The 13,984-nt window shown below is 63.2% G+C and carries 13 protein-coding genes; 9 read left to right on the top strand and 4 right to left on the bottom strand.

The window, feature by feature from the left end; all coding sequences use genetic code 11:
• Positions 1 to 63 precede the first annotated feature (63 nt).
• Together QD408_RS21900 and QD408_RS21895 are read right to left on the bottom strand one after the other, a co-directional pair.
• Positions 64 to 651, bottom strand: coding sequence for a hypothetical protein (locus QD408_RS21900; protein WP_414140738.1), 588 nt, complete (start codon positions 649 to 651; stop codon positions 64 to 66).
• 25 nt (positions 652 to 676) lie between these two features.
• Positions 677 to 1,063 carry an acyl-CoA thioesterase gene (locus tag QD408_RS21895; protein WP_064691979.1) on the bottom strand — a complete coding sequence of 129 codons (387 nt, stop codon included), beginning with the start codon at positions 1,061 to 1,063 and terminating at the stop codon, positions 677 to 679.
• Positions 1,064 to 1,371: 308 nt separating this feature from the next.
• Between QD408_RS21895 and QD408_RS21890 the strand changes: the two genes are divergently transcribed.
• The 4 genes from QD408_RS21890 (at position 1,372) to QD408_RS21875 (ending at position 5,813) form a co-directional block, all read left to right on the top strand.
• Complete coding sequence (locus tag QD408_RS21890) at positions 1,372 to 3,192, top strand: methyl-accepting chemotaxis protein (RefSeq protein WP_088685168.1); 1,821 nt, start codon at positions 1,372 to 1,374, stop codon at positions 3,190 to 3,192.
• A gap of 151 nt (positions 3,193 to 3,343) precedes the next feature.
• A complete protein-coding gene (locus tag QD408_RS21885) occupies positions 3,344 to 4,651 on the top strand; it encodes an extensin family protein (protein ID WP_414140737.1) in 1,308 nt (435 codons plus the stop codon).
• Between the two features lie 93 nt (positions 4,652 to 4,744).
• Positions 4,745 to 5,092, top strand: coding sequence for a CAP-Gly domain protein (locus QD408_RS21880; protein ID WP_088685166.1), 348 nt, complete (start codon positions 4,745 to 4,747; stop codon positions 5,090 to 5,092).
• Between the two features lie 118 nt (positions 5,093 to 5,210).
• The gene (locus QD408_RS21875; RefSeq protein ID WP_414140774.1) at positions 5,211 to 5,813 is read left to right on the top strand and encodes a hypothetical protein; all 603 of its coding nucleotides are present in this window, start codon (positions 5,211 to 5,213) and stop codon (positions 5,811 to 5,813) included.
• Between the two features lie 563 nt (positions 5,814 to 6,376).
• Here QD408_RS21875 and QD408_RS21870 read toward each other — a convergent pair.
• Together QD408_RS21870 and QD408_RS21865 are read right to left on the bottom strand one after the other, a co-directional pair.
• Complete coding sequence (locus tag QD408_RS21870) at positions 6,377 to 6,802, bottom strand: type II toxin-antitoxin system VapC family toxin (RefSeq protein WP_414140736.1); 426 nt, start codon at positions 6,800 to 6,802, stop codon at positions 6,377 to 6,379.
• Positions 6,799 to 7,053 (bottom strand): FitA-like ribbon-helix-helix domain-containing protein, encoded by a 255-nt coding sequence (locus QD408_RS21865; protein WP_414140735.1) that lies wholly within the window; start codon positions 7,051 to 7,053, stop codon positions 6,799 to 6,801. The genes QD408_RS21870 and QD408_RS21865 overlap by 4 nt, the downstream gene beginning before the upstream one ends.
• A gap of 458 nt (positions 7,054 to 7,511) precedes the next feature.
• Between QD408_RS21865 and QD408_RS21860 the strand changes: the two genes are divergently transcribed.
• The 5 genes from QD408_RS21860 (at position 7,512) to QD408_RS21840 (ending at position 13,981) form a co-directional block, all read left to right on the top strand.
• Positions 7,512 to 8,957: an MFS transporter gene (locus QD408_RS21860; protein WP_414140734.1), complete on the top strand. Its 1,446-nt coding sequence runs from the start codon at positions 7,512 to 7,514 to the stop codon at positions 8,955 to 8,957.
• A 122-nt stretch (positions 8,958 to 9,079) separates the two neighbouring features.
• Positions 9,080 to 10,144 carry a sensor histidine kinase gene (locus tag QD408_RS21855; RefSeq protein ID WP_088685160.1) on the top strand — a complete coding sequence of 355 codons (1,065 nt, stop codon included), beginning with the start codon at positions 9,080 to 9,082 and terminating at the stop codon, positions 10,142 to 10,144.
• Between the two features lie 231 nt (positions 10,145 to 10,375).
• Positions 10,376 to 10,927, top strand: a complete 552-nt coding sequence (locus QD408_RS21850; RefSeq protein WP_414140733.1) for a DUF924 family protein — start codon at positions 10,376 to 10,378, stop codon at positions 10,925 to 10,927.
• Between the two features lie 136 nt (positions 10,928 to 11,063).
• Positions 11,064 to 13,601, top strand: a complete 2,538-nt coding sequence (locus tag QD408_RS21845; protein WP_414140732.1) for a mechanosensitive ion channel domain-containing protein — start codon at positions 11,064 to 11,066, stop codon at positions 13,599 to 13,601.
• 113 nt (positions 13,602 to 13,714) lie between these two features.
• Complete coding sequence (locus QD408_RS21840) at positions 13,715 to 13,981, top strand: hypothetical protein (protein ID WP_088685158.1); 267 nt, start codon at positions 13,715 to 13,717, stop codon at positions 13,979 to 13,981.
• Positions 13,982 to 13,984 lie beyond the last annotated feature (3 nt).

Below are 13,984 nucleotides of genomic sequence, written 5' to 3'. Positions count from 1 at the left end.
CTGGGCGTTCGTCGCTGCAATCGATTCACTGGATCGATTGCTCGGGCTTCGCCCGACCACTCCTCACTCCAAAACATCATAAAGCCTAAAGATGAAGCTCACCTGGTAAGCGAGGTTGGCGATGATGAAGATGGTGTGGAAACGGCGGTTGGGGGTCCAGGCGGCGATGGCGCAGAGCAGGATATAGGCGATGTTGCGGGCGGGATATTCCCAGCCGAGGGAGAGGATGCGATCGTGGCCCTTGATTGCGGTATCCAGGATATCGACGGCGTAGGTCAGGCCGAGGATGCCGAAGAACCATTTGCGCCTTGAAATGAAATATTCCTCGTAGCCGCCATATTCGTCGAGGCTTGCCGGGAAGAGCAGGGCGCAGAGCAGGAAGAACAGGCTGCAGAAGCAGACGAGGAAGAGATAGATGCCGAAGCCGATGACGGGCACGGCCTGCAGGCGATATTCCCACCACCAGATATGGATGATGAAGAGAAACAGGGACAGCGCCCAGCCGAGATGGATGGGATAGACCTTCGCCTTGGCGGGATGCTGGACGATGCCGGCGACGCCGGTCAAGAGCCTCGCAAGCGAGAGGCTGATGACCATGCCCATCACCACCTTGATGTGCAGGAACACTTCAGGCGAGCTGACCGTTTCCATCCCTATCCCCCGGTTTTGAGGCTTGTCACTCCGCGGGGACTGCCTTGGGTTTGCCCTCTTCGTCGAGCGCCACCATGATGAAGGTGCCGGCGGTGACCTTTTCCATCTTGGCGTAGCGCGAGCGATGCGCCCAGGCCTCGACGATCAGCGTGATCGAGGTGCGCCCGACCCGCTCGACATCGGTATAGACCGACAGCGTATCGCCGATCTTGACGGGCAGCTCGAAGGCCATCTCCTTGACGGCGGCGGTGACGACGCGGCCCTTGGCGCGCTCGGCGGCGCGGATGCCGGATGCAAGGTCCATCTGCGCCATGACCCAGCCGCCGAAGATATCGCCGGCGGGATTGGCATCGCCCGGCATGGCGAGCGTGCGCAGCGTCAGTTCACCTCTCGGCTTGGCGGCTTCGGTCATCAGGGGTTCTCCATCTGGTGCGGGCGGAAGGCCGGCGATTCACTGGGAAGCAGCCTAGTGCAAAGACTGTGAGCTGTAAAAGACGCCAATGCCAGGTGCGCCAGTCACTTCGAGGTGGCTGCCGTCGCCGGCGGTTGAAAAATGCTGTGTCAGCAGCCGCTTAAATTCCATGGGATTTCAATTGGTTGAATTTTGCAACCTCTGCCTCACCTAGCGTTATTTGATTGCTTTCTAATAAAGCTTTACGCTCCAGTAATTCCGGTGGTTCAGAATGTGAGCGATCTCTCATAAGAATCGCCGGGAACCCCATGCGCAACGTCAAGATTTCCACCCGTCTTTACTGCCTCGTCGGCTTCACGCTTGCCGTGCTTGCGGCGACGATGGTCTTCTTTCTCAACTATTCCTACTCCGAGCTGGAAGCGGAGCGGAAGGCGGGGCTGGCGCAGCTGGATGCGACGGCGCTCGGCATTTTCGACAAGTATTACAAGATGGAGCAGGCGGGCACGATGACCCGCGAGCAGGCGCAGGCAGCCGCCAAGGACGTGATCGGCGCGATGCGCTACGGCGCCGACGGCTATTTCTGGATCAACGACATGCATCCCAAGATGGTGATGCACCCGATCAAGCCGGCGTTGAACGGCACCGATATTTCCCAGATGAAGGACCCGACCGGCAAGTTCCTGTTCGTCGAGTTCGTCAACAAGGTGAAGAAGGACGGTAAGGGCTTCGTCGATTATTACTGGCCGAAGCCGGGCGCTGAAGAGCCGGTGCTGAAATATTCCTATGTAGCCGGTTTCGAGCCCTGGGGCTGGATCGTCGGCACCGGCGTCTATGGCGACGACCTTGCCGCGCTCTATCGCCAGAATGCGATCTGGGCCGCTGTGCTTTGCCTGCTCGGCGCCGTCGCGACGATCGCGATCGCCTTTGCCATCGTGCGCAGCGTGACGGCGCCGATCGCGCGGCTGAAGACGGCGATGAATGCGATCGCCGCCGAGGAAGCATCGGTGGAGATTGCCGGCAGCGAGTGCCGCGACGAAGTCGGCCAGATGGCCAAGGTGCTGCTGGTGCTGCGCGACTCCGTCGACGAGCGCAGCGCGCTACGCGGGCGGGAAGACGAGAGGCAGCGGCAGATCGATGCAGAGCGCCGCGGCAACGAAGCGAACCTGCGCTCGGCCTCCGAACGGCAGACCCACGCAATGCAGGCGCTCGGCGTCGGCCTGGAGAAGCTCGCCGGCGGCGACCTGACGGTTTCGATCGGCGATATCGGCGAGGATTACGCCAAGCTCAGGGGCGACTTCAACGCCGCCGTCGATGCGCTGAACGGCGTCATTCATGCGATCTCCGAATCGAGCCGCGTCGTCAACGACAGCGCGTCCGATATCAGCGAGGCGACCGGCAACCTGTCGAAACGCACGGAACAGCAGGCCGCCGCACTCGAAGAGACGGCGGCAGCGCTCGACGAGATCACCGCGACGGTCAAGACCGCATCCGAGCGGGCCAACGAGGCGCGCGAGATGGTGGCCGAGACCAAGGCGAGCGCCGGGCGCTCCGGCGACATCGTCCGCAATGCCGTGACGGCGATGGGCCGGATCGAGGAGTCCTCGAGCCGCATCAACCAGATCATCTCCGTCATCGACGAGATCGCCTTCCAGACGAACCTTCTGGCGCTGAACGCCGGCGTCGAAGCCGCGCGGGCAGGCGAGGCGGGCCGCGGCTTTGCCGTCGTCGCCCAGGAAGTGCGCGAACTCGCCCAGCGTTCCGCCAACGCTGCCAAGGAGATCAAGGCCCTGATCAGCAGTTCGGCAACGGAAGTCGAGGGCGGGGTTGCGCTGGTGCGCTCGACCGGCGACGCGCTGCTGGAGATCGAGGCGCTGGTCAACCAGGTCAACGATCACGTTGCCTCGATCGCGACGGCGGCGCGCGAGCAGGCGACGGGCCTCAACGAGATCAACAGCTCGGTTAATCACATGGACCAGATGACGCAGCAGAATGCGGCGATGGTCGAGGAGACGACGGCGGCAAGCCGCACGCTCGCCGACGAAAGCACGCAGCTGAAGACGCTGCTTGCGAATTTCCGCCTGCGCGAGGCGGGAAGGCAGGCCGAGGCCAGATACACACGGGCAGCGTGAGTTGAACGAGAGATTAAAGGCCGGGCGACCGGCCTTTTTCAGTTCCGTCGCGTTCAGATTGTGCGGGTAAGTTTTCATTCACCGTTTTTAATTAAAATTGGACCGAGTTTTTTCGGTCACTGCACGGCCGGCCTACGGAAGCGATAAGAGTATGGCGTTTGTTTCCTTTCCTCGGCGATCCCTTTTGCCCGTGCTGCTTTCGGTGGCGCTGACCACCTGTTCGATCAGCGATGGGCTCACGCCGCCGGCCAATGTCGACAGTGGCACCAGGGTCAGTTCGATCTCGCCGGCGCGGGCGCCGGCCGCGCGCATGGCGCCTGCGGTGCGCATGGCGCCCGTGGAGAGCCAGGCCTCCTATCCCGTTTCCGGTGCGCCTGTCGGCAGCAGCCAGGGCTCCGTCGATTACCTCGATACGCCGAACCTTGCCGGCACCGGCCAAGCCGCGCCGATGGCGCGGAGCGCGCCGGGCGGGCGCAAATTGCCGATGATCGACAGCGACGAGGCGATGGCGGCAGGCCAGCAGACGGAGAATTGGGGCGGCACGCAGAACCTCGCGATCCCATCCGGCGGCGTCAACATGGATGACGAGCTCGGGGCCGAGCCGGTCGTCGGCCTGGCGCAGGAGCAACAGCAGCAGATCGCCGAGGGCAACGCCACCGAGCCCGTCGTCGACGGCATCGGCACCGATACTCCGACCCAGCTGAACCAGCCCGCGCCGCGGGCCATGCCGCAGCCGGCCGCGCAAGCGCAGATGAGCCGGGCGCCGACCTGGAACGACGGCAGCCCGGTCTTGGCGCCGACCCGCGTCCCCGAAGAGGACGAGGCCGAGGAAGTCGCGATGCTGCGGCCGAACAACCCGATGATGAGCCAGCCCGCCGCACCGGTCGACCCGAGCGTCATGCCGGCCTCCGAGCTTGCCTGCCGGCGCGAACTGAAGCGCATGGGCGTGCTCTTCGACGAGAAGCCGCCGATTTCGCAGGGGCCGGCCTGCCAGGTGCCCTATCCGGTGTCGCTGAAGGGGCTTTCCGGCAATATCGGCGTCAAGCCGGCCGTGACGCTGAACTGCCAGGTGACGCTCGCCTTCGCCAAATGGGTGAAGAACGAACTGGCGCCGTCCGCCCGCTTTCGCTATTGGAGCGGCATCAAGACGATCCAGCCGCTCGGCGGCTATTCCTGCCGGCGCATGAACAACAGCCGGCAGAGATATAATCCGATGTCGGAACACGCCCGCGGCAATGCCATCGACGTCGGCAAGTTCGTGTTGAAGAACGGCCACGCGATCGACGTGCGCAAGAAGGGCCTGTTCTCGCTGCGCGAGGGCCGCCTCCTGAAGGCGGTGCGCACCGACAGCTGCCGCTATTTCAACACCGTGCTCGGGCCGGGCAGCAACCCGGAACACTGGAACCACTTCCACTTCGACCTGCGCTCCCGCAAGAGCGGCAAGGTCTATTGCGACTAACGCATCGGCCGCTGCCCGCAAGAAAAGGGTTCATCCGAGCCGCCGGACGCGCTATGGACCGGGGAGGCGGATTGCTATTGGAAAGTCTGATCCATGAGCTATGAATTCCATGTCGGCCAGAAGGTCGTCTGCATCAACGATACCTTCAAGCATGTCAGCATCGACCAGCTCATCCGCAAGGGCGAGATCTATACGATCCGCTGGGTCGGCGAATATACCCATTATGTCGACGGCACCTTCATCGGCGTGAAGCTCGCGGAAATCCATCGCGGCAATGATGACGGGCCGGAAGGTTATGGCGCTGCCGACATGCCCTATCGCGCGACGCGTTTCCGCCCGCTGGTGAAGGACAAGATCGCATCGCTCCGCAAGCTCCTGGCGCCGACGCCGGATGCGCCGGTGGAGCCGAAGGAGAAGACCAAGAAGAAAGAGAAGGTCTGAGGACCGCTTCCGCGTCGGCGGCATCAGCGCTGCGGTGACATGATTGTGCCTTCCGACCGCCTATGCGACAGTCGGCGCGTGACACGCCGAGGAGGGGCCGGTGCGGACGATTTTGAAGATGCTGGTGCTGTGCGCCGCCATTGCCATGAGTATCGCAGCAGCAGGAACAGCGGTGGCCGACCCGCTGGTTTTCAGCTATCACGGATGGCAGGTCGATCTTACCAATGCCAGGGGCGCCGAGCCTGATAAGGAGATGGTCGCGGCCGTCAAAAAGCAGCTCGACATCGTCGAGCACGTCAATCTGAAGCCCGACATCCTTACCTTCATGCGGACCATTCCGATCTGGGCCAATCCCGCCGCCGCGGGTTTCGGCCCCGGCCATTACAGCAGCAAGACCGGCATCGACCTGCGTGTCCGGAGCCTCGATCCCGACAAGCCGATCATCCTGCACGAGCTTCTGCATGCCTATAACGACCGGATGCTCCCCGGCGGATTCGGCAATGGCGATGTCAGGCAATTCTTCAACAACGGCCGGGGCCTCTGGCCCGGCGATTCCTACATGATGAGCAATGACCGCGAGTTTTTCGCGGTCACGGCGAGCGTCTACCTCTACGGCGATATCGACCGGCCGCCTTATTCGCGCGGCCAGCTGCGGCAGAAGCAGCCGCGATATTACCAGTGGCTTGCCACGCTATTCGACGACGGCCGGCCGCGCTCCTAAAGCGCCGGAGTTCCTTCTTTCGAAAAGCGATCTCGATTTCGGGCCGATCGCTGCCATGGCTGGCGACCCGACGAGAGTCCTTGAACGCATCACTCATAATGTTCAGAAGAGATGCAGGCGAATTCGGGTGCAAGCCCGCAGTTAAGCCAACTTAGAAACGACCCGTGATCCATGTTTTTCACTTTTCTGTCGTCCCAGGCTTTGGGCTTGGGATCCGTTCCGTAGCGCCCTATAGGCGCTATACGGAGGCTCGGGGGGCGAGCACAACGGGGAGTGGGCGGTTCGTGTGGCTAAAGCGCGTCGCGATCTTTCAGATTCGCTCCTCGCGCTTTAGATCTTTGTTTTACGCATGTCGTTCTCGCAAAACCGCCGCACACTTTTGCGCGACATGCTCTAAATGGGTCGCGGACGGTACGGCCTTGCTCCTGGCATGGGCAAAGGCTTGCGCTGTCAGCCTTTTCACGAGAAAAACCTCGGATGAGCATTCCCAGGACGCATCCCTTCACCTTCGATCCGACAGTTCTTCAGGGTGACATGAACCGCCGTGCCGGTTGCGGGAGGCGTCAGCCGCGGTCCTGCCATGGGTTGATCATCGGGACGCCGGCGGCTTCAAACGGGGTGGTGTCGCGGGTGGCCACCATCAGGCTGTGTGCGGCGGCGGTGGCGGCGATGTAGCCGTCGGCCTTGCCAATTGCTTTGCCTGCCGCCTTGGCTTGCGCCATCAGGGCGGCATAGGCTTGTGAGGCGCTGAGATCGAAGGGCAGCACGCGCCCCTCGAATAGCGGCAGCACATCGCCCTCCAGCCGGTCATGCAGGGTCGTGCGGCGCTTGCCGGCGGGCAGGGCCGCAATGCCGAAACGCAGCTCGGCGACTGTGACCGCCGAGAGGTAGAGGGTTTCGATGGTTTGGGCGTCTATCCACGCCAGCACACGCGGATCGGGCGTGGGCTTCCATGGTTCTGAAATCACGTTGGTATCGACGAGGATCATTCAAACCTCATCGGATCTGCCGGGGTCTTGTCGCGCAACTGGTCGAACAGTTCCGCGTCGGCATCGGTCAGCTCCGCTTCGCGAGCGATTGATGCCAGCAACGAACCGAGCTTGACCCGCTCCGGGGGACGGACGGCCGTCTCCAGAATGTCTCGAATTTCCGCCTCGGTGCTGCGGCCATGCGTGGCCGCGCGAATGCGAAGCGCGCGGTGCACCTCGTCGGGCAGGTTCCGAACGGTGACGCTCGCCATCGTGCTTCCTTTGGGATTGATTGCAATGATAGCATTATATGTCATGTGATTGCATTCTTGCAATGCCGCCTGCTGCAAAGGCCGAGCCACGTTGGCAGAGGCGAAGGTCTCACGGCGGAAACCTGTGCCGATCCCTCAAATTTCGTAGGCAAGCGTACCGCTACGGTGAAATCTGGCCTCGCTGCGGGATGGCCCGCAGGGTATGGACCTCTACGCCGCTCCTGTTTTCCCGGGAGCGGATCAAACTTGGGCCTCGCTTCGGCGGGGCTTTTTTCTTGAGCGGGCGGCCACATCGGGAATATTCCCGCGCAGTGCGAGATTTAGCCTTTCCGGCCTGATGCAACGGGCGTATTCAGCCAGGGCGCGGTGTTTTTCCGCGCTCCCTCGCGCGGCAGATTTCCGATAGGCTTCCTTCCCGCTTGCCTGCCGCGTCATCCGGAATTTTCATTGGCAGATCCATGACCACGGCAGAGACGAGCGAGCAGGGGCAAGAGGCGGCGGGCAGCCGCCAGGCGAAGATCGTGGCGCTGGTCGTCGCCGTTTCCTTTTTCATGCAGATCCTCGACGGCACGATCGTCGGCACCTCGCTGCCGCAGATGGCGGCAAGCTTCGGCGTGCAGCCGGTGTCTATGAGCATCGGCATCACCGTCTACATGCTGACGATGGCGGCCTTCATTCCGCTCTCGGGCTGGCTCGGCGATCGTTTCGGCGCGCGCCGCGTCTTCCTGGTGTCGATCGGCGTCTTCACCGGCGCTTCGCTCTTCTGCGGCCTCTCCGGCAGCCTCACGGAATTTGTGCTGTGGCGTGCGCTGCAGGGGGCGGGCAGCGCGCTGATGACGCCGGTCGGTCGCATCATCGTGCTGAAGAACGCCCGCAAGTCCGAACTCGTCCAGGCGATCGCGCTGATCACATGGCCGGCGCTGACGGCGCCCGTGGTCGGGCCTGTGCTCGGCGGCTTCATCACCACCTATGCCAGCTGGCATTGGAATTTCCTGATCAACATCCCGATCGGCATCATCGGCATGGGGCTGGTGCTGCGCTTCGTGCCGGAGCAGCGCGAGTCCGATCCCGGCCGGCTGGATATCCTCGGCTTCATCCTGAGTGCTGCGGGGCTGACCTTGCTGCTCGCCGCGCTCGAGCTTTCGGTCAAATGGGAAGGCGGGCTTTGGCCTGTCATCTCATTGCTGGCGGCGGGCATCGTCCTGTCCGTCATGGCGACGCGGCATTTCCTCGCGGTCGACAATCCGCTGCTCGATCTCTCGGCCTTCCGCGTCCAGACCTTCTCGATGTCCACGCTTTCGGCGGGCACGGCCTGCCGGACGGCGATCAATGCGACGCCTTTCCTGCTGCCGCTTCTGTTCCAGCTCGGCTTCGGGCTGAGTTCGATTGCCGCCGGCACCTATCTGCTCGTCTATTTCCTCGGCAATTTCAGCATGAAGGCGGTGACGACGCCGCTCCTGCGCTTCTTCGGCTTCCGCACCGTGCTTGGGCTCAACGGCCTGATCGCGGCGCTTTCGATCGTCGCCTGCGGTTTCCTGACGCCCGACACGCCGCCGTTTTTCATGCATGCGCTACTCTTCCTCGCCGGCCTGTCGCGGTCGATGGAGTTCACCGCGCTGAACACGCTCGCCTTCGCCGATATCGGCCCGGCGCAGCGAAGCTCGGCCTCGACGCTGTCGAGCATGCTGCAGCAGGTATCGATGCTGCTCGGCGTCGCGGTGGCCGCCGCCGTGCTCAATATTTCCTCGGCTCTGAGAGGCGCCGAGAATCCCGTGCTGGCCGATTTTCGCTGGGCTTTCCTCGTGGTCGGCGTGATCGGCATCGTCTCGTCGCTGCGCTTTCTGCAATTGCCGAAGGAAGCGGGCGCCGAAGTTTCCGGCCACCGAAAGTTCCAGAAGAGCTAGCGCCGCCTGCGACAAGAGCGGGGGCTGTTTACCTCAGGCGGTCAATGCAATACGACATTGCCATGCTGACGACTCGGGCGCTTGCGGGCGGTCGTCGCTTAGAGAGAACGCCGGGAGATGGAATGAGCAATTCTAGCGGCGATGCGGATGCCCTGATCCACATCCTCTATATCGACGACGACGAGGGGCTCGCCCTGCTGATGCAGAAAAACCTTGCGCGGCGCGGCTTTTCGGTCGAGTGGGCTCGGAATGGCGCTGCCGGCCTGGCGCGGCTCGGCGAGGGTGGCATCGACGCCGTGGTGCTCGATCATCTCCTCGGCGGCGAGACCGGGCTCGATATTCTGCCTTGCATCACGTCCCTGCCGGACCATCCGCCCGTCATCTATGCCACGGGTTCGGACGATACCGGCATTGCGGTGGCCGCACTCAAGGCCGGCGCCGATGACTATATGCTCAAGGGGATCTCGGCCGATTATTTCGACCTGCTCGCCGCCGCCCTCGAACAGGCGCTGGAGCGGGCGCGCTTCCGCCGCGAGACGGCGCAGGCGCAGGAGGTGATCCGCCAGCAGCGCGATCATGCCGAAATGCTGCTTGCCGAAGTCAATCACCGCATCGCCAACAGCCTCGGCCTCGTCGGCGCGCTGATCCGCATGCAATCCTCGATGACGAAGGACCAGGTGGCGATCGACGCACTGCACGAAACCCAGATGCGCATCAATGCGATCGCGAGCGTCCACCGCCGGCTCTACACCAACCGGCAGGTCGGCTCGGTCAAGGTCGACGAATATCTGGACAGCCTGCTCACAGAACTCGAAGCCTCGATGCGTGACGACAAGCGGCCGCACAGCATCGTGCTGGCTGCAAAACCGGTCAATTTGGCGACCGACAAGGTGATCACGCTCGGACTGATCGTCAGCGAACTCGTCACCAACGCCTTCAAATATGCCTATGCGGAAGCGGTGCCGGGCGAAATCCGGGTCTTCGTCGACCAGACGGACGGGGAGCTGCGGGTTGTCGTGGAGGATGACGGCGAAGGCTTCGACCCGTCGAGCCCGGCCAGGGGGACCGGCTTGGGCACGCGCATCCTGACGGCGATGGCGGCGAGCTTGAAATCGGATTTTGCCTATGATCCCGGGCATGACGGGACGCGGGCGACGCTGGTGTTTTCGTTGGGTGAGGGGAAGTAGGCTGAGGTGGAAGGTCACGATGAAGGGTGTGCCCGCGGCCCCTCATCCGCCTGCCGGCACCTTCTCCCCGCTGGGGAGAAGAGACTCACGGCAACGTCTCGGTTCCCTCTTCTCCCCAGCGGGGAGAAGGTGCCCGTAGGGCGGATGAGGGGGCTGCTCGGCACGCCTTATCCTATTTTTACAATAACTTACCAACATAACATCATCAAGCTAACGTAGCGGGAGGAAAGCATGACCACGATCCGCACACCTCGAGAGATCTATGATTTCTGGTTCGTCCGGTGCGGTCCGGAGCTGTGGTTTCGTCCGCCGCCGGAGCTCGATGTCGAGATCCGCGATGTTTTCCGCGATACGCATCTGGCGCTTGCCGCAGGTGTGAGCGACGAGTGGCGGGCTGATCCGCTGAGCAGGCTGGCGGCCGTCATCGTGCTCGACCAGTTTCCCCGCAACATCTATCGCGGCACCGGGCTTGCCGTCGCGACCGACGGGCTGGCGCTTCGGGAGGCCAAGCTCGCGCTTGCTGATGGCGCCGACCGGGCGGTGGAAGATGCATGCCGGACCTTCTTCTACCTGCCCTTCGAACACGCGGAGAATCTCGACGAGCAGGAGCGTTCGGTGGCGTTGTTCACCGCACTCGGCGACGAGGAATATCTCGATTTTGCGATCCGCCACCGCGACGTGATTGCCGCCTATGGCCGCTTTCCCCACCGCAACGCCATGCTCGGGCGGGAATCGACGGCTGCGGAACTTGATTATCTAGCCCAGCCCGGCGCCGGCTTCTGAGCTGTTTTGGGCGAACGGGCGCGGCATGGAACAAGCTTGGTGCAAGGCGCTTTCGGCATCTTCCGCCTTTCTGTCGCCTTTGTTTGCGATGAAAAGCGAGCATTCAATTTTGACGACAACCTTTCCGGAGGCCTTTTTGCGGCTGAGATCCATCCTGCTTCGCGCCATTCTTCTCATGACGCTGGCGCTCGCCGGCGCGCATTTCGAGAGTGCGGCAGCCCTGGCGCAGGAGCCGCAACCGCAGGCGGCAGCAGCAGAGACGCCGCTCGTCGATACGCCGTCTGCCCAGGCGGCGAAGGAGATCGACAAGGCGAAGGCTGAGCTTGCCTCGCTTCAGGACGGCGTCAAGGAGAATGCCGACAATGACGATGCGCTGGTCGGGCTTGCGACCAAGGCGGACGAGCTCAGCCGCGCCGTCATCACCATATCGGTCAATCTGCGGCCGCGTTTCGACCAGATCAAGAACCGGCTGACGGAGATCGGCGAGCCGCCGAAGGATGGGCAGCCGCCGGAGGCGCAGATCGTCACGGACGAGCGCAACGCGCTTGCCGCCGAGCGGGCGCAGATCAACGCGGTGACGGGCGATGCCGAAAACCTGTCGATTGCGGTAACGAAGCTTCTCAACGAGATCATAGAGATGCGGCGGCAGCTTTTTGCCGATACGCTTTTCAAGCGCACCGAGATCTCGGTCTCCGTTCTCGACGATGCCGCCAGCGCCTTCGTGCGGGAAACCGGCGAATTCGCGCAGGCCCTGTCGAGCTGGGCCAGCTTCGTCTGGAAATTCAAGCGTTTCCCGCTGTTTGCCGCGATCCTCCTGTCGCTCGCCTCGGCGCTGATCCTGCTTTCCGGCAGCTACCGGCTGTTCGGCTCCTATCTGCGCCGCGACGAGGCGGTCGAAAACCCGTCCTATATCGGCCGGCTGTCGATCGCCTTCTGGTCGACGCTGATCCGCACGCTGGCGCTTTCGGTGCTGCTCGTCACCTCCTTCTTCTTCCTCAACAGTTTCAACGTGCTGAGGCCCGATATCGCGCCCGTCATCGGCGCGCTGTTCGGCACGATCGGGCTCGTCTATTTCGTCGGTCGCTTCGTCAACGCGATTTTCGCGCCGCATGAACCGCGCTGGCGGCTGGTGCGGCTTTCCAATCTCGGCGCGCGATCGATCGGCTATTGCCTGCTGGCGATGGCCGTCATCAACGGGCTCGACTATCTCTTCAGCAGCATCGGCGAGGCGATGGGCTCGCCGCTGGTGCTGACTGTCGTCAGAAGCCTGATCGCCGCGCTCATCATCGGCATCATCCTGATCGCCGTGTCTTTCGGCAAGCCGATGCTGGCAAGAAGCGGCGATCCGGATGCGCCGGGCCGGCATTGGCCGCGCGGCATGGCGATCATCCTGCGTGTCGTCGGCGCTGCCCTGATCGTTTCGGCGCTCTCGGGTTATGTCGGGCTGGCGCGCTTCGTCGCCACGCAGCTCATCATCACCGGCGCCGTCGTCGCCACCATGTATGTCGGCCTGCTCTCCGGCAAGGCGATATCGCGGCAGGAGAGCTTCGGCGATACCTTCTTCGCGCGTTTCCTGACGCGCCGCTTCAACCTCGGCCCTGTGGCGATCGACCAGGTCGGCCTGCTCGTCGGTCTTGCCATCTATGCGGTGGCGCTGATCGTCGGCATTCCGCTCATCCTGCTGCTCTGGGGCTTCCATGTGCAGGACCTGCAGCTCATCGCCTTCCGGCTGTTCACCGAGGTCAAGCTCGGCGGCATCAGCATTTCGCTGCTCGGCATCTGCACCGGCATCCTGCTCTTTGCCGGCGTCTACCTGCTGACGCGCTGGATACAGCGCTGGCTCGACGGCAATGTGATGGCGCGCAGCCATGTCGATCTCGGCGTGCGCAATTCGGTCAAGACGGGCATCGGCTATCTCGGCGTCGGCATTGCGGCGATCATCGGCGTCTCGGCGGCCGGCATCGATCTGTCGAGTTTCGCGCTCGTCGCCTCGGCGCTCTCGGTCGGCATCGGTTTCGGCCTGCAGAACATCGTCTCCAACTTCGTCTCCGGCCTGATCCTGCTCGTCGAGCGACCGTTCAAGGTCGGCGACCATGTCGTCTCGGGCACGGCCGAAGGCATCGTCAAGCGCATCTCGGTGCGCGCCACCGAGATCGAGACCTTCCGCAAGCAATCGATCATCGTGCCGAATTCGGAGCTGATCAACGGTCTCGTCGGCAACTGGACGCACCGCAACAAGATCGGCCGTTCGGAAATCCCGGTTTCCGTCAGCTACGACGCCGATCCGCAGAAGGTGATGGATATCCTGCTGGAACTGACGGCGAAGATTCCGCTCGTCATGCGCAATCCGGAGCCGCATGTCGAATTCCTGCGCTTCGGCCCCTATTCGCTGGATTTCGAGCTGCGCTTCTTCCTCGCCGACATGGGCGACGGCATGACGGTGCGCAACAATCTCAGGATCGAGATCCTTCGGCGCTTCAGGGCCGAGGGTATCGAGATCCCGCTGCCGCAGAGCGATCTCACCATCCATCGCGATGCCGCGCCTCTCCCTCTCAACGCGCGCAAGGATCAGGCGGACGGCCAGGAAACGCCCCGGGACAAGCCGATGGAAGACGAGGAGCGGCCGGTGCGGCAGCTGCGCGGGCGGACGGCGGAGGGCGGCCTGAAGAGCTGAACGGCTCATTCAGCCATCATTCACAGGTCTATGTGCATCATCCCTGACAATCGGGATCGCTGCCGAGGGCAGCACCGATCGTTCGAGGGGAGGGCGCATCCGCGCCGCCGCACATGATGGCAAGATTTGCCGCCGTTCTGCTTGTCCCGCTGCTTGCCGCGCCGGCGGCCCATGCGGCATCCATCACCAACACCGATCCCGCCGCCGTGGTGCTCGTCATCACCGAGGGCGGCCAGCGCGTCGAGGTCGTGGTCGATGCCGGCGCTTCGGAAAGCCTCTGCCCCTCCGGCTGCTTCATGACGACGCCCGACGGCGACCGCATCGGCCTCGACGGCGGCGAGACGATCGACATCGTCAAGGGCTCGGCGATCGTCAAGTAGCGC

This window comes from Rhizobium sp. BR 249 (assembly GCF_047445895.1).
Lineage (GTDB): Bacteria > Pseudomonadota > Alphaproteobacteria > Rhizobiales > Rhizobiaceae > Rhizobium.
The sequence above is the reverse complement of the archived record's forward strand: the minus strand, read 5'-3'. Positions and strand labels throughout refer to the sequence as shown.